Origin of the sequence: Streptomyces hamibioticus (assembly GCF_047946815.1) — a bacterium.
GTDB lineage: Bacteria > Actinomycetota > Actinomycetes > Streptomycetales > Streptomycetaceae > Streptomyces.
The window spans coordinates 3,908,898-3,928,669 of record NZ_JBKKQY010000001.1; the positions used below are offsets into that span (position 1 = coordinate 3,908,898).

Annotated in this window: 12 protein-coding genes; 7 read left to right on the forward strand and 5 right to left on the reverse strand. The window is 70.9% G+C overall.

Annotated features, from left to right (window positions below; genetic code table 11):
• Positions 1-101 precede the first annotated feature (101 nt).
• Together ACLGIH_RS17665 and ACLGIH_RS17670 are read right to left on the reverse strand one after the other, a co-directional pair.
• Positions 102-1,913 carry a S8 family peptidase gene (locus ACLGIH_RS17665; protein ID WP_416526201.1) on the reverse strand — a complete coding sequence of 604 codons (1,812 nt, stop codon included), beginning with the start codon at positions 1,911-1,913 and terminating at the stop codon, positions 102-104.
• 312 nt (positions 1,914-2,225) lie between these two features.
• Complete coding sequence (locus ACLGIH_RS17670) at positions 2,226-5,225, reverse strand: helix-turn-helix transcriptional regulator (protein WP_416526202.1); 3,000 nt, start codon at positions 5,223-5,225, stop codon at positions 2,226-2,228.
• A 361-nt stretch (positions 5,226-5,586) separates the two neighbouring features.
• Between ACLGIH_RS17670 and pglW the strand changes: the two genes are divergently transcribed.
• Positions 5,587-10,020: a BREX system serine/threonine kinase PglW gene (pglW, locus tag ACLGIH_RS17675; RefSeq protein ID WP_416526203.1), complete on the forward strand. Its 4,434-nt coding sequence runs from the start codon at positions 5,587-5,589 to the stop codon at positions 10,018-10,020.
• Positions 10,021-10,090: 70 nt separating this feature from the next.
• Here the strand turns inward: pglW and ACLGIH_RS17680 are convergent, their stop codons facing one another.
• Both ACLGIH_RS17680 and ACLGIH_RS17685 read right to left on the reverse strand, forming a co-directional pair.
• Positions 10,091-10,435, reverse strand: coding sequence for a hypothetical protein (locus tag ACLGIH_RS17680; RefSeq protein ID WP_416526204.1), 345 nt, complete (start codon positions 10,433-10,435; stop codon positions 10,091-10,093).
• A gap of 55 nt (positions 10,436-10,490) precedes the next feature.
• Entirely contained in the window at positions 10,491-10,964 is a 474-nt protein-coding gene (locus ACLGIH_RS17685; RefSeq protein ID WP_416526205.1) for a hypothetical protein, read from the reverse strand.
• A gap of 257 nt (positions 10,965-11,221) precedes the next feature.
• Here ACLGIH_RS17685 and ACLGIH_RS17690 point away from each other — a divergent pair, with 257 nt between their 5' ends.
• The 4 genes from ACLGIH_RS17690 (at position 11,222) to pglX (ending at position 18,543) form a co-directional block, all read left to right on the forward strand.
• Positions 11,222-11,698 carry a hypothetical protein gene (locus ACLGIH_RS17690; protein ID WP_416526206.1) on the forward strand — a complete coding sequence of 159 codons (477 nt, stop codon included), beginning with the start codon at positions 11,222-11,224 and terminating at the stop codon, positions 11,696-11,698.
• A complete protein-coding gene (locus ACLGIH_RS17695) occupies positions 11,698-13,137 on the forward strand; it encodes a KGGVGR-motif variant AAA ATPase (RefSeq protein WP_416526207.1) in 1,440 nt (479 codons plus the stop codon). The genes ACLGIH_RS17690 and ACLGIH_RS17695 overlap by 1 nt, the downstream gene beginning before the upstream one ends.
• Positions 13,134-14,621: a hypothetical protein gene (locus ACLGIH_RS17700; protein ID WP_416526208.1), complete on the forward strand. Its 1,488-nt coding sequence runs from the start codon at positions 13,134-13,136 to the stop codon at positions 14,619-14,621. Before ACLGIH_RS17695 ends, ACLGIH_RS17700 begins: the two co-directional genes overlap by 4 nt.
• Positions 14,622-14,754: 133 nt before the next feature.
• Positions 14,755-18,543, forward strand: coding sequence for a BREX-2 system adenine-specific DNA-methyltransferase PglX (gene pglX, locus ACLGIH_RS17705; RefSeq protein ID WP_416529410.1), 3,789 nt, complete (start codon positions 14,755-14,757; stop codon positions 18,541-18,543).
• A gap of 30 nt (positions 18,544-18,573) precedes the next feature.
• Here pglX and ACLGIH_RS17710 read toward each other — a convergent pair whose 3' ends face one another.
• Positions 18,574-18,867 carry a winged helix-turn-helix domain-containing protein gene (locus ACLGIH_RS17710; protein ID WP_416526209.1) on the reverse strand — a complete coding sequence of 98 codons (294 nt, stop codon included), beginning with the start codon at positions 18,865-18,867 and terminating at the stop codon, positions 18,574-18,576.
• A gap of 165 nt (positions 18,868-19,032) precedes the next feature.
• On the opposite strand from ACLGIH_RS17710, the gene ACLGIH_RS17715 reads away from it, so the two are divergent.
• Both ACLGIH_RS17715 and ACLGIH_RS17720 read left to right on the forward strand, forming a co-directional pair.
• Positions 19,033-19,281, forward strand: a complete 249-nt coding sequence (locus tag ACLGIH_RS17715; RefSeq protein ID WP_416526210.1) for a hypothetical protein — start codon at positions 19,033-19,035, stop codon at positions 19,279-19,281.
• Entirely contained in the window at positions 19,281-19,643 is a 363-nt protein-coding gene (locus ACLGIH_RS17720) for a hypothetical protein (RefSeq protein ID WP_416526211.1), read from the forward strand. Before ACLGIH_RS17715 ends, ACLGIH_RS17720 begins: the two co-directional genes overlap by 1 nt.
• The last annotated feature ends 129 nt before the right edge of the window (positions 19,644-19,772 follow it).

Sequence of the window (19,772 nt, forward strand, 5' to 3'; positions counted from 1 at the left end):
GCCGGTCCCGGCCGGACGAGCACGGGTCCACCGACGACAGCGCCCGGGCCGGCTTCGGCCGGACCGGGCGCCGCTTCGTCGGTGGGGGGTGGCGGCGGGGGTCAGAAGGTGAGGCTCCAGGAGTCGATGTAGCCGGTGTCACCGCTGTAGACGTCGGTGACGCGCAGCTTCCAGGTGCCGTTCGCGGCCACGCCGGAGGCGTCGACCGAGTACGTGGCGATGACGTTGTCGGCGCTGTCGCCGGAACTGCTGTTCTTCAGCACGGCGGAGGAGCCGTTCGGGGCCACGATCTCGATCTTCAGGTCACCGCGGTAGGTGTGCTTGATGTCGACGGCGATCTTGAGGCTCGCCGGGGCGTTGCCGCTCACGCCGGTCACCGCGATGGACGAGGTGACCGTCGCGTTGTCCCGGATGGCCACGTCGGCGGAGTTGGTGAACACGTTGCCGGTGGGCGGCTCGGTGCTGCCGGCGCCGAGGGTGGCCGCGGCGTCGGCGAGACCGGCGCCGCATCCGCCGGAGCAGGACCCGGGCAGCGGGCGGGCGTTGTTCTTGATCGCGGTCTCGATCTGGGCCGGCGTCATGGCCGGGCTCGCCTCGTTCATGAGCGCGGCGAGGCCGGCGATGTGCGGGGCGGCCATGCTGGTGCCCTGGTAGGCGGTGTAGGTCTCGCTGCCGACGCTGCGGGTGCCGGTGTTCAGGGTGGACCAGATGCCGTTCGCGGAGCTGACCGCGGTCTCGCCGCCGGGGGCGGCGATGTCGACGACGCTGCCGTAGTTGGAGTAGGAGGCCCGGTTGCCCTCGCGGTCGGAGGCGGCGACGGTGATGACGTTGTTGCAGCTGGCCGGGTTGAACTGGGCGGCGTTCAGATTGCTGTTGCCCGCGGCCACGACGACGGTCGTGCCGCGGTTCACCGCGCCGTTGATGGCGCTCTGGGTGCCGGAGTCGCACGCTCCGCCGCCGCCGAGGCTCATGTTGATGACGTCGGCGGGGTTGGGGTTGGCGGGCACGCCCGCGACGGAGCCGCCCGAGGCCCAGGTGATGGCGTCGATGATGTCGGCCGTCGTGCCACCGCACTTGCCGAGCACCCGGACGGGCTGGACGGTCGCGTTGTAGGCGATGCCGGCGACGCCCTTGTTGTTGCCGGTGGTGGCGGCGATGGTGCCGGCGACGTGGGTGCCGTGCCAGGAGTTGTTGGTGTCGCGGGCGGGGACCGGCTGGCCGTTGGCGTCGGTGCCGCACTCGCCGCGGTTCATCCAGTCGCCGGGGTCGGCGGCGTTGCCGTCCCGGCCGCCTCCGTCCTGGGCCATCCACGGGTCGGAGATGAAGTCGTAGCCGGCGATCACGTTGGCCGCGAGGTCGGAGTGGGCGACGTAGCCGGTGTCGATGACGGCGACGTTGACGCCTTCGCCGGTCGCCTTGTCCCAGGCGCCGGGGACGTTCATGCCGGCCGCGGTCTCGAAGAGGTCCCACTGGCGGTTGTACTCGGTGTCGTTCGGCTGCACCGCGGTGGCGTACATCCGCTGGTCCGGGACGACGTAGGCGACGTCCGGGTCGGCGCGGAAGGCGGCCATGACGTCGGCGGCGTCCTTCTTGCCGAGCTCCGCGCCGAGGTCGACCAGCGCGGCGCCGGTGCCCAGGCGGCGGTCGAAGCCGATGGCCTCGCCTGCCTTCTTGCCCTTGGCCTTGGCGTCCTTGTCGGCGGCGGCGTCCGACTTCGCCTCCGCGGCCTTGGACTTGTAGCCGACGATGAGGCGCTCGACGGGGTGTTCGGCGGGGGTGACGGGGGTGGCCGCCGCCGCGGCGGGCTCCTCCTGCGGTGCGGGGGCGGCGAGCGAGGTGACGGCGCCGGCGCCCAGCAGAGCGGTGGTGGTCACCGCGAGGACCGATATGCGAAGGGGTCTGAACCCGTTCAAGGGTGCTTCCTCTCGTGGTCGCAACGGCGTGCACACCCCGGCCGTGTTTGTCCCGGGCATGACATGCCGTTTCCCCGGGGCCGCGGCAGGGAGGTGTGGGGAGTGACGGCCCGGCCGCCCGGGCGGCGTGCGGAGAACCCGCCGCCGGTGCGGTCACCGGTCGGGTGGGGTGCGGGGGAGGACCGCGCGGAAGGTTCCGTTCCGCGGTCCGGCGCCCACCGGCCAGTGGCTGGAACCTACGGCTTCGGGAAAGGTCCGCCCATGGGGGAACCCGACGTCACGGATACCCAATTAACCCCCGCGGGCAGGGCGTTATGTCGCTTTGCCGCCCGCTTCTCCGGATTGGGCGGTGGCCAGCGCGGCCCACTGAGCGGCCAGGCCCTGCCGGGACGGCACCCCGAGCTTGCGCATGGCGCCGGACACGTGGTGCTCGACCGTGCGCGGGGACAGGTGGAGCGTGGTGGCGATCTCGCGGTTGGTGAGCCCGGCGGCGGCCAGTTCGGCGACCTCGCGTTCGCGGGGAGACAGCCCGGAGCCGTAGGAGGGCCGGCCGCGGGGGCCGGTCGGGCCGCTCGGCTCGTGCGAGCGCAGCAGGGCACGCACCCGTGCGGCGTCCCACACGGCGCCGAGTCCGGTGAACCGGTCCACGCAGGACCGCAGCGCGTCCAGCGCCCATGCGGCGGTCTCCTGGGCCGCACCGTCCCCGGCGGGCGCGACACCGTCCGCCGATCCGTCGGTGGGTGCCGGGAGGTTCCTCGCGTGCGGTGCGGTCAGATCCTCGGCCTCCGCTGCCGGCGGGTCTTCGGTGCTCCGTGCCGCAAGGTTCTCGGGTTCCGCTGCGGGCAGGGTCTTCACGCGCGGTGCCGGCAGGCTCGGGGCGTTCCGTGCCGGCAGGTCCTCCTCCGGCACCGCCAGATCCTGGGCGCCCGGCACCGGCAGGCCCTCGGCGCCCGGCACCGGCCCCGGCAGGCCCTCCGCTCCCGGTGCCGACAGGATCGAGCGGGCCGCGCCCTCCGTGGTCAGCGCGCAGGCGTAGGGATGCGGCAGGGCCGCGTAGTGCGCGGCGGCCCGCCGGTAGTGACCGGCGGCCTCACGCGCGGCCCCGGACAGCTCGGCGAGCACCCCGCGGGTCCAGGCGAGCGCGGCCACGGCGATGGGCGCGTCCGCACCGCGTACGCCGGCCTCGAACTCGTCGGCCATGCCGGCGGCCTCCGACAGCGCACCGCTCCGCGCCACGGCCTCCACCGCCCAGGGGGCCAGCTCGGCGGCCCACGCCCAGATGCCCTTCGCCCGCAGCGCCTGCCAGGCCGAGCGGGCCTCGCCCACCGCGGTCGGCAGGTCCTCGCGGGCCAGCGCGAGCCGGACCAGGGACGCGGAGGCCATCGGGGACAGGGCGGGCGCCGCGTCGAAGGGCAGGGGCATCTGCGGATCGACCGGCCAGGAGCGGGCGCCGCTCCAGTCACCCTGGGCGAGCGCCAGCATTCCGCGCACCACCCGGGCGTCGGAACAGATCACCGGCATCCCGGCGTTCGCCGCCAGGAACTCCTCGCACCGCCGGGCCAGCCCCGCCCACCGACCGGTCGCCCACTGCAGCCGCAGCCGCGTACCGAGGGCCGTGTGCTCCGTGAACGGCGCGCCGCTGCTGGACGCCAGGGCGATGCCCTCGGCCAGCAGTTCCTCGGCCCGCCGGTAGTGACCGAGCCAGACGGCGTACTCCACGCCGTTGCACAGCGCCCGCGCCACATGGCGACGGCATCCCGGGTCGGCGCTGTCCCTCGGCAGCGCCGCCAGCAACTGCCAGGCATCGGGGTCCCCCCAGCTCAGGGCGAGACCCGTGCGGTTGGCGGCGACGGCCATCCGCACGACGTCGTCGCCGCTTTCCTCCGCGACCCGGGTGGCACTCTCCAGCCACGCCTGGTGCACCCGCAGGGGAGTGTGGGCGCCGTAGGGCAGGACCAGTGCGGACATGGCCCGGGCGGCGAGGTCGGGCCGGTCGTCGCGGAGTTCGGCCGCGGCGCGTTCCAGCTCCTGCCAGCCCCGCTCCGGCAGACCGGCCTGATTGCACAGCAGCAGCCCGAGGTCCAGCCGCAACGCGCCACGCACCGACATCGGCAGCGCCTCGTCCTCGACGATCTGCGTCAGTACCTCGACGGTCTGGTCGGAGCGCAGACCGACCACCGCGCTGCGCGCCAGGATCGGCGCCAGCCGGGCCCGTGCCTGCGGTGGCACCGCCGGCGCGGCCAGCGTCCGCTCCAGCAGGCCGATCGCTTCGTGGTGCCGGCCGGCACCGGCGGCCGCCACGGCGGCCCGCTCCACCGCCCGCAGCCAGCCCCGGACCCGCCCGGCCGCCCGGTGGTGGCGGGCCAGCGACGTCCAGGGCACCGGCTGCCGGCGTACCAGGACATCGGCCGCCCTGCCGTGCAGCTCCTGCCGTACGGGCCCGGGAACCACCGCGTACACGGCGGCTCCCGCGAGCGGCACGGGAAACGCGTAGCGTCCCTCGGCGGTCTCCGTCAGCGCCGCGGCGGACAGCGCACCCAGCAGCGCGGCCCGGCCCGCGAGCCGCCCGAGGCCCGACACCTCGGCCAGCTCCTCCGCGGTCGCCGGTTCCCCCAGCACGGCGGCGGCCCAGACGACCGGCCGACGGGCCGGGGACAGCTCGGCCGCCCTGCCCAGCGCCAGCTGCGCCAGCCGCGCCGGCACCCCGACGGCGTCCACGTCGGCGGCCGTGATCCGCTGCCGGCCGGTGTCGCGCACGCCGGACAGCAGGTCGGTCACCACCCGCGCCACGCCCCCGGACACCTCGTGCAGGCGCGCCACCGCTTCCGGAGTGCACCGCTCCCCGAGAAGCTCGGCGGCGACCTGCCGCACCGTGCGCGCGTCCCACGGCCGGACCTCGTGGCGCAGCACGTCCAGCTCCGCCGGATAGTGCGGAGCGGGCACGCCCAACGGCATCCCGGGAGTCTCCAACTCCTCGGCGCGGTACGCCAGTACGACCGCCAGCCCCGGGCGGGGCCGCTCCAGCACGTCGCGCAGCCGCTGCCGTTCGGCACCGCTCGCGCGATGCACGTCGTCGGCGACCAGCAGCAGCCGGCCTCCCGGCCCGGGTTGCGGAAAGCTTTCGGCGTCGCCGCAACGCCACCGCAGGCACGTCGCTCCCAGTTGCCCGGCCAGGTGGCCCATCTGCTCGGCGAGCCGGCTCTTCCCCGTGCCCGCGGCCCCCTCCAGCAGGACCAGGGCCGGTGGCCCGCCCTCCCCGGCGAAGACCCGCTTCAGGCGGGCACGCCATGACTGGTCACAGCTCGCATTCACACCGGCCACCCCTACCGCGACCCGACAGGCATCCAGGCAGTCGAGGCGGGCATATTACATCTGACTTCTTCTGATCGGTCGGTGGCGTGTTTCTTTCGGGACTGAGGTTCGCCAGTCGGCTCCCGAGTCGTCGGGGCACCTTCGACCCTCGTCTGTGTGCCCCCGGCACTCAAGGAAGCGGCCGTCACCGCCGTACCGCCGAGGGGAGAGTCCATATTCCCGACATACGACCGACTGGGAATATGCCGACCACTAGGATGCCGTTGGAGACCGGTCTCCCCAGGCAACAGCCGTGTCGATGAGATGACCAGCGCCGGTTCCGCCGTTCCGCACCGACATCCCACCGCATGAGGAGGCCCTGGTGACGCCAGCCGCGCGGCCGTCCGCTCCCAAGCCCGGTCCGCCCCCGGCTCGCGAGCGCTGGTTCCAGCCGAGGCGCAGCGGCCATGCGTGGGAGCAGGACGGCCTGGATCACGTCCGGCAGCGTATGCCGAAGGCCGAGCCCTACCGGGCATGGGCGACGTTCCAGTTCACCGGCCCTTCCGGCCGGGTGAGCGAGTGCGACCTGCTGATCGCCGTGCCCGGCGGTGTGTACCTGCTGGAGCTGAAGGGGCATCCGGGCCGCGTGGTGAACCACGGGGACACCTGGCAGTTCCACGACGATCGTGTGCGCACGATCAAGAACCCTCTGCATCTCACGGATCTCAAGGCCAAGGAACTCAAGGAGCAGCTGGCGCGTGCCGCGCGCGCCATGAAGGAGGACCCCCGGCGGGTGCCCTTCATCAAGCCCGCCGTCTTCCTCCACGATCCCGACCTGGTGAGCGGACTCGACGAGTTCCAGCGGACCGGCGTCTACGGGCGCGATGGCGGCGGAAGCGGACTGCCGGGCATCTGGGAGGGGCTGCTACGCCTGCCGCCCGAGCGCGAGAGCTGGCGCGTGACCCCGCAGACCAGCCGGCTGCTCGAGGAGCTGATGAAGCGCATCGGGGTCAGCCACTCGACGGCTCACCTGCGCTTCGGCGACGACTGGCGGCTGGAGCCCCGGGCACTCGACGCGGGCCCCGGCTGGGAGGACCGCCTCGCCGAGCGGGACGACGGCCTGGTCCGGGAGAGCGGGCGGGTGCGGATCTACCTGGCCGGTGAGGCGGCGTCGCAGCAGCAGCGGCACCAGGTGGACCGCGCGGCCCGCCGCGAGTACCAGGTGCTGCAGGGCATCAACCACCGCGGCATCGTGCAGGCGGTACAGATCCAGGAACATGTCAGCGGCCCGGCGATCCTGTTCCGGCATCGCAAGTCCGACCTGCGTCTGGACGCCTACCTCGACGCGTACGGCGGCCGGCTCGCCCCGGAGGCCCGGCTGGATCTGGTGCGACAGCTCGCCGAGGCGGTCCGTTACGCCCACAACCGCTCCCTCTATCACCGCGCTCTGTCTGCCCGCTCGGTGTACGTGTCGGCGGCGGAGGACGGCAGCGATCCGGTGCTGCGCATCGCTGACTGGCAGACCGCCGCCCGCGACTTCAAGACGACCCTGCACCACACGCTCGGTGACACTCCGCTGGACGGGGACCTGATCGCCGACGTCGCGCAGGTGTACCTGGCCCCGGAGACCGACCAGGAGTTCGCGGACCCGGTCGATCTCGACGTGTTCGGCCTGGGCAGCCTGGCGTATCTGCTGCTCACCGGCCGCCCGCCGGCCGACCGCCGCAGCGCCCTGCTGGACCGGCTGCGAGAGGAAGGCGGGCTGCACCCGTACGCCGTTGCCGATGGTGTGTCCACCGCGCTGGACTCGCTGGTCTTCCGGGCGACCGCCGCGGACGTACAGGACCGGCTGACGTCGGCCGAGGAGTTTCTGCAACTGCTGGACGCGGCCGAGGCCGACGCCGCGGCGCCCGAGCCGACGGGCGCGGCTGCCGACCCCTTGACGGTGCAACCGGGCCAGCCGCTCGACGACACCTGGACGGTCGTCCGGGTCCTCGGCACCGGAGCCACGGCCCGCGCCCTGCTGGTGCGCCGAACGGAGGCCGGACCGGGAGGCGATCTCGAGTCCCCGAGGGTGTTCAAGGTCGCGCTGGACCACGACAAGGACGCCCGGCTCACCGCGGAGGCCGCAGCGCTCAAGGAGGTCGGCGGCGGCCGCATCGTGAAGCTGCTCGGCGAGCCTCGGGAACTCGGCGGGCGTATGGCCCTGGAGATCGAGTACGCGGGCGGCTTCCGGCCGCCCGGCGACCGGGAACCGGTGAGTCTCGGTTCCCGGCTGCGAGGCGAGGGCGCCCTCGGGTACGACCAGCTGGAGCGCTTCGGCAACGACCTCTTCGAGGCCCTGGACAGTCTCTCTGCGCGCGGGGTCCGGCACCGGGACGTCAAGCCGGACAACCTGGGTCTGTTCAAGCGCAGCGACGGCTCATGGCAGCTGATGCTGTTCGACTTCTCGCTGGCCGACGCATCCGATCAGGACCTGCACGCGGGCACGCGCGGCTATCTCGACCCCTTCCTGGGCGGCAGCCGGCGCGAGCGCTACGACGACCACGCGGAGTGGTACGCCGCCGCGGTGACCCTGCACGAGATGGCCTCGGGCGAGCGGCCTGTGTGGGGCGACGGCCAGGTCAACCCGCTCACCGCGACCGACGCCGAGCTGCACATCGCCGACGAACTGTTCGACCAGGCCCTCCGTGAGGGGCTGACCGCCTTCTTCCAGCGCGCCCTGCACCGGGACGTCGAGCAGCGCTACGACAGCCTGCGGGAGATGCAGGAGGCGTGGCGCCGACTGTTCCGCACGGCAGACAAGGCGCCCCCGGCCACCACGCCCGCGACGGTGGGCATGACGGTCGAGGACATCGAGGAGGCGCGCGACCGCGCCGCCGAGGCGGCGGAGTCGACCACACCACTGGACGCCGCGGGTCTGTCTCCCCGCGCGGTGTCCGTCGCCGCCGCTCTGGGAGCTTCGACGGTGGGCGCCCTGCTCGACATCGCCCCGCACACGATCTCCCGCGCGCGAGGCGCGGGCAACGTCATCCGCAAGGAGCTCAACCGCCGCCACCGGCAGTGGACCCAAGCCCTGCGCAAGCGTCCCGCCGCGCGCCCGACCGTGGCCGTGCCGGCGGACGCTCCCGACGAGGCACTGGAGTCGGTGGAGACACTGGCGGCGCGGCTCACCCCGCCGGAGGGCAAGCGCCGTACGAAACCCCGCCCCGACGTCGTACGGGCGACCCTGCAACTGTCCGGCGCCGAGCCGTTGGAGCTGTGGCCCGCCCAGTCGGCCATCGCCCGGGCCCTGGGTATCAGCCAGCCCACGGTCTCCCAGCACCTGCAGGCCGCGATCGAGCTGTGGTCGGCGCTGCCCTGGCTGCGCCGCGTCCGGGACGAGATGGTGGCGATCCTGTCCGAGCAGGGCAGGGTCATGACCGCCGAGGAACTGGCCGTCGACCTCCGCGCTCGGCACGGAGCGGGCGCCGGGGATCCCGCGGACACGCTGGCTCAGGCGCTGGCCGTGGTCCGGGCCGCGGCGGAGGTGGAGGCCCGCAAGCGGGACGAGCCCACCGGACCCGACGACGAGCCTCCGGCACGGCTGGCGGTGCTGCGGCGCGGCGGCCGGGTGCTGCTGGCCCTGGAGGACCAGCCGGGCACCGACGACCCGACGCCGGCCGAACTCGCGGACTATGCGGCCCTGCTCGGTGAGGCGGCCGTGGAGGTCGCGGGACGTGATCCGCTGCCGGGCCGGGCGACGGTGCTGCGGGAGCTGCGGGCGGTACCCGCTCCCGAGGGCATGGCGGCCATGGCCGACACCCGGCTGGTGGACCTGGCGGCGGCCATGGCCCCCGGCGTCGCCGTCTCACCGCGCCTGGAACTGTTTCCGCTGGATCTGGACCTGGCCCGGGCCCTGCGCATCTCCCAGGCCCCGGCAGGCGTGCGCGCCGACAGCGGGATCAGCACCGCGGACCTGGTGGCCCGGGTCCGTGCCCGCTTCCCCGGCTTGACGGTGCTGGCCGACACCACATACGTGGAACTGGAGGAGGCCCTCGCACAGACCGACTTCCCGCTCGCCTACGACCACCAGCGCAAGCGGTTCATGCCGCGAGTCCGGGAGACGACCGGCACGCACTACGAGCCGTCGGTCTCCCTGCTGACCAGCACGGGCGCCCTTATTGCCGCTGCGCAGAGCGAGCTGGCTCTGGGCAACGACCCCCGCCGGGTCATGGCGGCACGGCTCCAGGCCGCCCGGCGGCGCGGTGGCTTCCTGGCGCTCACCGTCAAGGCCCCGGAGCTCCCGGGCGTCGCGGAACGCCTGGCGGAGCGCTTCGACGTCGTCCCGGTCTCGCTGGACGACCTGTTCCTCGCGGCGCTGAGGGACCTGGCCGCCGAGAACGGCGTCGAATGGCAGGCGCTGCTGCGTGCGGATGCCGCGTTCGCCGCCTCGGGGACGCTCGGTGCCGGCCTTGCGTCGTATGCGCGGGCCGCGACCGAGCGGGTGGCCGACCGCGTGGTGGGCCTCGCCGAGCAGTCGGACCCGCGGACCGTGCTCTTCGCTCATGAGGCCGGGCTCACCGCTCGCTACTGGGCGGCCGGCGGCCGGGAGTTGCTGGTGAAGCTCCAAGGTGCCGCCCGCCGTCCGTCGGAGGCCCCCTACGGCCTGTGGCTGCTGGTCCCCATGGAGGACCCGGACGCGTCACCCGCACTGGACGGGCGCACGGTGGACATCGTGGACCAGGTGAGCGAATGGGTCCGTGTGAAGGGACTGTTCCTCAAGGAGCTGAAGTCGCAGGCCGCGGCGGCGGGCGAGCCGGCGAGCCGCGTCTGACGCGTGTCGAGGGCCTCTTCCCGGCGTGGTGTGTGAGCAGGTCGGTCCCGTCGCCGACGAGGCGACGAGGTCAGGGCAGGCGGTGTCCCATCTTCGCCGACCGCCGGTTGTACCCCTTCGTGTCCCACCACTCCTCCAGCAGGGCACGGACAAGGTGCACGAGTTGCCGCAGCCGCTCGGGTTCCGGGGCAGGCGAGTCGAGGACGTCCGTGAAGGACTTGTCCTCCCAGGGAAGGGTGACGGCCCAGTGCTCGTCCGGCAGGCCCGGCCGGGCCACCCGCAGCCGGTACGTCAGCAGGGCGTGGCCCTGGGGAAGGCGGTCGACCGACAGATCGTCGATGCCGAACCGCACGCTGCCGTCACCGGTGGTGTACGAGCGGGCAAGTGCCTGCTCGGCCGGTGTCTGTGCCGTCATGTGCGCTCGCCTTCCCCGGGCCGTCAGTGCGGACTCACTCGAGCCTACGCGGCACTCAGCACTTGGCAGCGGCGGCGGAGGCGGCGGTCTGGTTGACCTTGTACGCCGTCAACAGGTCGTTCGTTCCGGCCGGAGTACCGATGATCGTCCGAAACTTCTCGATGTTCGGGCAGGTGTTCGTGTACGTGGAGAACCCGCCACGGCCGTTCGGACTTCCGGACCATATGGCCGTGCTGATCTTCTTGTCCATGGTCTTGTTCCAGCCGTGGCGAGCCTTGATGTGCTTCCATCCCCACGTCTTGGTGCCGCAGCGCAGGGTGTAGAACTTCGGGCCACGGTAGTACTTGCGGACGATGTACTTACGGCTGTGCTTCTTGCACGTGGCGTCGATGCTGTCGGCAGCCGGGCCGACGATCCTGTCGTTCGATGCCGGTGCGGCGGAGACGGCACCGACGGGTATGAGCAGAGCCGCTGCGGTAGCCGCAACGGTGAGCGCGGAGTTGACTGCGCGGAAGGAAGTGCGACGCAAGCTGTCCCCCTTGAGGAATCGCCTCCGTGGTCAGCGGAAGCGCGTGTTTGTTCGGGCCCGCGGTCTCGGGCCGCATTCAGCCCAACATGGCTGGCTGAGTTCCGGCAAGGAGGTTTTCAGGCCGTAATGGATCTTCCGGATTCAATAAGCGGCCTGAGAGTTGACCCGGCGGTCCCCTCCCCGACGGACGCGCGCAGCTTGTCGGATACAGGGCCGGTCGGGGTCGTTGTCCAAGCTCCGCGGCTAAGATCCACGATGTGCCGGAGACCTTACAAGAGGATCATTTCGCCAAGGCGGCCAAGCGTCACTTCGACGACGCCGACTACGTCCACCGTGACAGTCGCCTGCCGACCGCCGACCACCTCTACGGCTTCGCGGCGGAGTGCGCCGTCAAGAGCCTTCTCCTGCGCTTCACCGACGTGCGGATGGGCCCGTCCAACAAGCCGGAGATCGCCCACCCCGAGCCACCGGAGGACGAACCCGGCCGCACCCTGCAGTTCGGCCATGTCAATGAGCTGATCAGAGAGATCAAGCTGCTGGCCCGTGGCCGGGGCGGCGCACCGCTGCACACGGCGCTCGACAGTGACCTGCGCGTGTTCAGGAGATGGCACGTCAGTACCCGCTACTCCGATGGGACTTATGCGCAGGCCGAGATGGTGGAGCGCCGCCGGGGCGCGGCCCGTCGCATACTCTCCCTGCACGAACAGGCTTTGCTCAACGGAAGGCTCCCCTGATGCCCGGCGCGTTCCCCGTCCGCTTCGACCAGGCCAGGCAGCGCGCCTTCGAAGCCGCACGCGAGGTCGCCGGGCAGGGCTTCCCCGTGGTACTGGTCCGTGACGTGCTCGGCCGCTTCTCCCTCGTCGTCGATGACGCCGGGAAGGACAAGGGGGCGGTGCGCGGGTTGGTGGCGGGCTGGGAGACGGCGTTCTCCGAGGGGCTGGGGCCGTACCGTTCCGGCCAGCCGGTCCTCCTGGCCTCGGACATGTTCTCGGCGGACGCCCTGCTTGGCTCGCCGCGTGCGGTGGCCGATCAGGACGGCCCGTCCGGGCCGGGCTCCGTCCGTTTCCTGGACAACACGGTCGTCGGCGAGGACTGGGCCCTGGTCCGCACGCCGGAGAACGGGACAGCCGGTGGCCGACCGCACCGCACCGCCCTGTACGGCTTCAAGGGCGGTGTGGGGCGTACGACGGCGATGGCGGTCCTGGCACGGCACTTGGCCGACCGAGGCCACGCCGTCCTCGTCGTCGATCTCGACCTCGAGTCCCCGGGCGCGGGCCCCCTCCTCATGGGCCGGGAGCTGCCTCCGCACGGGCTGGTGGACCACATGGTCGAGGACGCGGTCGGCAATGCCGACGGCCTGGAGATCGTGACCCGCACCGCCTATGACCCGCCTCGCGCGGAGGACGGCCGGTTCGGTGAGCTGTGGGTGGCCCCGGCCAGGGGCAGGGGCACGCCGGGCGCCCGCTACTCGTACGTCGACAAGCTGAACCGCGTGTACGCGGACACCGCCGACGCGTCCTTCGCGGACCGGCTGGAGCGAGCCGTGGGCGCGTGCGAGGACATGATGGAGCGGGACAGCGACACCGCCCGGCGTCCGGACGTCGTCCTCCTCGACAGCCGGGCCGGCATCCACGACGTCGCGGCCGTCACCATCTCCCGGCTCAGCGACCTCGCCCTGCTGTTCGCCGCGAACAACGACCAGGCGTGGATGGGCTACAAGGACCTGTTCACCGCCTGGCAGCTCTCGGGGCAGGCGGTGAACATCCGGGGGAAGCTGCGCATGGTGGCGTCGATGGTGCCCGACTCCGTGCACTACCCCATGGAGGCCTACCTGGAGGACTTCCGCAAGCGCGCCTTCGAGTGCTTCGACGAGGTCCTCTACGACACGGTCGCAGCGGTCGATGTCGAGGCCGAGGACGCCCTGGCCGAGGCGGTGGCCGCGGCGAAGGACGACGTGTTCGCTCCGCCGCTGACCGATGACCAGGCTCCGCACTCAGCCATTCCGATCCTGTTCGACCCCGGCTTGGTCGGCATGGACGCGATCAACGCGCCGGGCTGGCAGAACCGCGCGTTCGTGACGGCCGCGTACCGTGACTTCCTGGCCGGGGCCACTTCGCTGATCGAGCAGGCCCTGACGCCCGGCGGGGACCAGGAAGGGACGCGAGACAGGTGACGAACGAGGCCGCCCTCACCGCCCACGAGTACCGCGACCTGATGACGGCGGCGCTGCGGGAGTCGGTCTACGCCGACACCCGCCGGCCCACCGCTCACACCCTGTTCATGCCGGACTCCCACCGCACCGCCCTGTACGTCGACAACGTGGTGGTGCCGGGCGGGCGAGGAGTCGGCAAGACGTTCTGGTACCACACGCTGCTGGACGAGCGGCTGCGCGAGCTCGCCGCCGACGAGTATCGCATCAACCGCCTGCGCCGCCTGCGGGTCCACCCCGGTCACGGACTGGACCTGAACTCCGAGTGCTACCCCGGGCCGCCCGACCTGCGCGCGCTGGTCGAGGCGCGGGAGGACCCGTACGACATCTGGTACGCGGTGCTGCTCACGGCCCTCGGGCAGGAGGAGCTGCGCGGGCTGCTGGAGTGGCGCGACAGGGTCGCGTGGGTCCGGACCCACACCGGTGCGGCGCAGCGCACCCTGGAGAAGGCCGACCGCGAAGCATACGAGGCGAACGTCGTCCATCTGCTGCTCTTCGACGCGCTGGAGCATCTGCACGGCGATCGCGCGGAGGCGGACCGGCTGGTCGGCGGCATCCTGCGGCTGGCGCTGCAGATGCGGTTCGGGACGCGGAACATCCGGCTGAAGGTGTTCATCCGCCCGGACATGTTCGAGGCCGCGAAGCTGGCCTTCGCCGATGCGTCGAAGTTGTCGGGGTACGCGGCGGCCCTGGAGTGGTCGCAGACCGATCTGTACGGACTGCTCTTCCACTGCATGGGCAACGAGGAGGAGGAGTATCCCGAGCTGGCGTCGCGCTTCCGCCGGATCACCTCCGGCTGGGAGACGGAAGCGGCGGGCACGCGACACGTGCCGCCGATGCTGCTGCGCAACGACCCCCGGATCCAGGAGGACCTGTTCCGGGAGATCGCCGACCCCTTCATGGGAGGCAACTACCGCAAGGGCAAGCCCTACACGTGGCTGCCGAACCACCTGATGGACGGCAACGGCAAGACGAGCCCGCGCAGTTTCCTCCAGGCACTGGCGACGGCGGCCGACGCGACGCGCAGGAGCAACCCCGGGCACGATCGTGCCCTGCACCACGAGGCGATCCGCGCCGGTGTGCAGGACGCCTCGAAACGGCGCGTGGGCGAGGTGGGCGAGGACACACCCTGGGTGAAACTGGCGATAAAGCCGCTCGCCGGCTGCCAGGTGCCCATCGAGGAGGAGCAGGTCCTCCAACTGTGGCGGGAGGCGGACCTGCCCAGCCTGCTCGCCGAGGACGCGGCGCGGTACGTGCAGGCCGACCGGCCCGAGCTGGTCCGCACCGGCCCGCGCCATCCGGACGACCTGCCCCGTCTCATCACCGAGCTGATCGACCTGGGCGTGATGACGACACCGCGCAGCGACGGCCGGCTGGACCTGCCCGACGTGTACCGGATCGCGTTCGGCCTGGGGCGTAGAGGAGGCGTGCCCAAGCCGAGGCGATAGCCGTCGCTCTGCTCGCCCCAGGCCTGCCGGTCGGCGAAGCCGACCTGGCAGGATGGGCTGGCACGCCGTGTCCACACGGCGGGTCGGTCGGGATGGAGAGTGTTCACCGGTGTCGTCTGCGGAAGTCCAGGGCGTGGAATCGCCCGCATCGCCCTCGGAGAGCGCCACGCCGCGCCACGAGACGCTGCTGAAGGATCTGCAGAAGCAGGTCGCGCTGCTGGAGCAGGATCTCAGGGAGCGGGCGGCGGAGGAGAAGTTCGCTCCGTCGCTCCGGACGGAGTACGACCGCGCGCACGGCAAGGGCCGCACCGGTGCCCCCTACGAGACCTGGCTCGACGAACGGCTCGTGCAGATCGCCGCCGCCTGGGTGCTGGGCTGCGTGTTCGTCCGGTTCAGCGAGGACAACGGGCTGATCCCGGACGCGTGGCTGTCGGGCCCCGGTGAGCGGCTGGCGGAGGCGCAGGACCGCCACGACGACCATTTCCGGAAGCACCCGGAGCACAACGACCGGGACTGGCTGGTGGCGGCCTTCAAAGCGCTCAGCGATGCGCATCCAACGGCAGCGGGCCTCTTCGACGAGCGGTTCAACCCCCTGTGGGAGGTCACCCCGTCCTATCGGGCCGCTACCCGCCTGCTCTCCTTCTGGCGCGAACGCGACGAGGAGGGCCGGGTCCGACACACGTTCGAGGACCCCGAGCTGAACACGCGTTTCCTCGGTGACCTGTACCAGGACCTGTCCGAGCACGCCCGCAAGACCTACGCGCTGCTGCAGACGCCGGTCTTCGTCGAGGAGTTCATCCTCGACCTGACCCTGGAACCTGCGGTGGAGGAGTTCGGTCTCGACCCGGTGTGGAAACACCGGCCCGATGGCTGGCGGGGCGAGGTCGACGAGGACGGTCAGGTCCGGGGGCTGCGCTGCATCGATCCGGCGTGCGGCTCCGGCCACTTCCTGCTCGGTCTGTTCCAGCGGATCCTCGCCAAGTGGCGTGAGCTGGAGCCCGGGACGGATCGGTGGATTCTCATCCGGCGCGCACTGGAATCGGTCCACGGCGCCGACAAGAACCCGTTCGCGGCGTCCATCGCGCGTTTCCGGCTGCTTGTCGCCGCGCTGAAGGAGGGGGGCGTACGGGAGCTTCAGCGGGCGCCGGCGATGCCTATTCGGGTGGCGGTGGGGGATTCACTGCTGCACGGGCGGGAGGCCGGGCAGGAGGCCGACGCGACCTTTGACGACCTTGTGCGCAGAGAGGTTTTCACGTATCGCACGGAGGACGTGGACGAGTACGTGCGGGAGGTGGACCTGCTGGGGCGCGGTTCGTATCACGTGGTGGTGGCGAACCCGCCGTACATCACGGTCAAGGACAAGGAGGAGAACCAGAATTATCGGGACGTGTACTGGGCCTGCTCGGGCAAGTACGCGTTGTCGGTCCCGTTCGCCCAGCGGATCTTCGAGCTGGCGGTGCGGGCGGGGGGCAGCCATCAGAACGGTGGCTTCACCGGGCAGATCACGGCGAACTCGTTCATGAAGAGGGAGTTCGGCAAGGTCCTGATCGAGTCGTTCTTCCACGGTGGGCCGTACAAGGACCCGAAGAACAGGCGGAAGCGCGACTTCGGTGGTGTGGACCTGACGCACATCATCGATACGTCCGGAGCCTATATCCCGGGGCATGGCACGCCGACGGTGATTCTGATCGGCCGGAACCAGGTGGCTCGCCAGGCCAAGCCCATTCGGGCCGTGCTCGGCGTGCGCGGCGAGGCGAGCATTCCTGACGAAGGCTCACTTGGGCCGGTGTGGGTGGCGATCACCGAGCAGGTGGGGAAGCCGGGGAGTGAGTCGGAGTGGGTGAATGTTATTGATCGCCCACGCGAGAGTTTCGCGAAGTATCCATGGAGTCTCTCAGGCGGAGGTGCGTCTGATACGTTCCAGCGTATTGAGGGCCGCCGTCGACGTCTGGCGAGTGTACTGGATCGGCCCATTGGGTTTGCCAGTTTTCCCGGGCAAGACGAGGCTTTCTTCCTTTCGGAATCCTGGTTTCGTAATCGTCCCGACGCGGCTGATCTCAAACGCATGTTGATTACCGGCGATGTTGTCCGTGATTGGTCCGAGAGGTGCGATGTTCCCGCGCTGGTTCCGTACGAATCGGATCTCCGGCCTATCCCCTTCGATATTGAAACCGAATGGGGAAGGCATCTGTGGCGTCTGCGTCAGTCTTTGGGCGCCACTACGGGGTTCGGTGGAATCACGCGCCTCGAAGCGGGAGAGCCATGGTGGACATGGTATCGATGGGTTGCGGAGCGATATCAGTCACCATTGTCAATTACCTTTGCGTTCGTTGCCACGCACAACCACTTTGTTTTGGATCGTGGCGGTAAGGTGTTCAAGCAGTCCGCTCCTGTTATCAAGCTGCCGGAAGGTGCAAGCGAGGAGCGGCACCTCGAAATGATGGGGGTTTTGAACTCATCGGTCGCTTGTTTTTGGCTGAAGCAGGTAAGCCAAGGGAAGGGAGGGAGCGGGCTTGGTCGTGGCGTGCAAGATGAGGAGTGGGAGGAGCGATACGAGTTCACTGGTACTAAACTTCAAGAGTTCCCTCTGCCGGCGGTGTTCCCTGTTGCTCTCGCGGGGGAGCTTGATGCTCTTTCTCAGAAGCTGGCCGAGTGTGATCCTTCAACTGTTATTGCGTCCGACGTGCCTACTCGCCCTGCCCTTGACGAAGCCAGCAAAGCTCAGCGCCGCATCCGCTCGCGGATGATCCTGCTGCAGGAGGAACTGGACTGGACGGTATACGGGGCATATGGGCTGCTCACCCCCAAGGAAGCCGCAGCCGCGACCCTGCCCGGTGAGCCTGCCGAGCTGACGGATGACGATGTGCCGCTACTCCAGCTCGGGCAGCGGGCCTTTGAGATGGTGCTGAAGCAGAAGGTTGACGCTGGAGAGACTGAGACCGCCTGGTTCGTGCGGCATGGTTCTGAGGACACCGCCGTCTCCAGCATCCCCGCATCATGGCCCGAGGCCTACAAGAAGGTCGTACAGGCCCGGCTGGACCTCATCGCCTCCAACAAAGACATCCGACTGCTCGAACGCCCCGAGTACAAGCGACGCTGGTCCACTGAACCCTGGGAAAAGCGTGAGGCCGCCGCGCTCCGTGCCTGGTTGCTGGACGCTGCTGAGCGGGAGGAACTGTGGTTCGGGGAGCGGGGTGAGTACACCGCACCCCGCACGCTCACCGTCTACCAGCTCGCCGACGCCCTGCGTCACGACGAGGACGTTCAGTCCGTCGCCGCCCTCTACGCGGCCGACCACCTCAAGAAGCCCGACGCATCCCTCGCCACCGTTCTCCAGGCCGTGATCGAGAACGAGCACGTCCCTTACCTCGCCGCCCTCCGCTACAAGGAGTCCGGCCTGCGCAAGCGTGCCCAATGGGAGCGGGTCTGGGAGCAGCAGCGCGAAGAGGACCGTACCGGCGAGCGGCTCGACATCAAGGTCCCGCCGAAGTACACGGGCGCCGACTTCCTCCGGCACTCCTACTGGTCGAACCGCGGCAAGCTCGACGTGCCGAAGGAGCGTTTCATCTCCTACCCCGGCGCCTCCACCGACAGCGACCCGTCCCTGCTGCTGGGCTGGGCCGGCTGGAACCACCGGGATCAGGCCGAGGCCCTCGTCAACCTCATCAGCGACCGCGCCGAACAGGACGGCTGGAGGCGGGAGGACCCGCGCTTCGTGCCGCTGCTGGCCGGGCTGCTGGAGATCATGCCCTGGGTCCACCAGTGGTACGACGAGTACGACGAGGAGTGGGGCGACAGTCCCGCCCGCGAGTTCCAGACGGCGCTGAACAAGGGCTGCGCCGACCGCCATCTCTCCGAGGCCGATCTGCGTGCATGGCGCCCGGAGAAGCGGCGGGGTGGACGAGCCAAGGCCGCCGAGTAGCGATACGGCAGTTGTGAAGGGACGGGACCGTCAGTCGGCGGTCCCGTTCTCGTTCTGAGAGCCATCGGTGTTGGGTTCCGCACGCACGAAGGTTCCCTTGATGGGCACGGTGATGACCAGCCCCTGTTCGCGGAGGTCCCGTACGGCCCGGCGGATGGTGTTGACGGCGACACCGTACTGCTCGGCAAGGTCACGTTCAGCGGGCAGACGTGCGCCCACGGGCAGTCGCCCGGTCCGGATCTCCTCGGCGATGTGATGCACCACCTGCAGATACACGTAGACGTGACTTGCCGGGTCTGGTCTCCAGTCGCGCTCATCGGCCATAGCTGAACGCTAAGGCGCTGGCTAGCGACACACCACGTACGGGTGCAACCGTATGCTTCCTATTGCTACCTGATGCTTCCTGATGCAACCTAGTTCCAGTAAACAGAAGCCCCGGCGGCCTGGCAGGGCCCCGGGGCATGGCCAACGCTAGGTAGGAGCGTCGACGTGCCCAACCTTATCCGCCGCCTGACCCACCGCCTCACCCTTCTCCTCGGCCCCGGCACCGGAACCCACCGAGCCACCGCCCCTCGCCACCTCAACCGCCCGACGCCCACCCGCACCGCTCAGCCCTCGGCACCGCCCTGCCTCCCCCTCCCGCACTCCCCGTACTGCATCCACCTCCCCCTCGACGGCACCGACTCCCGGCTCGTCCGCCCCTACCTCACCGGCTGCGTCGAAGGTGGGGCCGCCTGATGGAAGGCTTCACCGCGCTCCGGCTGCTGCCCTGGCTGTCGGCCGAAGGCAAGCCCTGTTTCCTCGCCCCCGGCGACCACGGCGGCCTCGTGTCCCGCCTCGCGGACGCGACGGAGGCCCGGCAGCTCGCCGAAGGGATGGACGTCCTCGGCAGTGCTCGCCGTGTGCTGGACGATCCCCTGTCCCCGAACGCCGAGGTCCGCTACACGGCGATCCGGCTGACCGAGTGCCTCGCAGACGCCCTCCGGGTCGCCGAGTCCCGCGGCCGACGCCTGCCCGTGGTGGACGACGCCGCCGAGGATGACCGGGACGCCGCTCCCGGCCCCGGCGAGGCCACCTCCGATCCCGGGGCCGGACTCTGACCGCCACCACACCCACCGCACCGCTCCTCGCGCACACCCGCCTCCGCCGCCCCGCCGAGCTGGCAGGATGGAGGGCGTGTGTGCGGGGCCCGGGTGACCGCCGGGCCGCGCCGGGCAGCCGGCCGGGTG

Bases quoted from the DNA above. Each gene is read 5' to 3' on its own strand.
- ACLGIH_RS17710 (WP_416526209.1), bottom strand. From the start codon at position 18,867: ATGGCCGATGAGCGCGACTGGAGACCAGACCCGGCAAGTCACGTCTAC.
- ACLGIH_RS17680 (WP_416526204.1), bottom strand. From the start codon at position 10,435: ATGACGGCACAGACACCGGCCGAGCAGGCACTTGCCCGCTCGTACACC.
- ACLGIH_RS17720 (WP_416526211.1), top strand. From the start codon at position 19,281: ATGGAAGGCTTCACCGCGCTCCGGCTGCTGCCCTGGCTGTCGGCCGAA.
- ACLGIH_RS17695 (WP_416526207.1), top strand. From the start codon at position 11,698: ATGCCCGGCGCGTTCCCCGTCCGCTTCGACCAGGCCAGGCAGCGCGCC.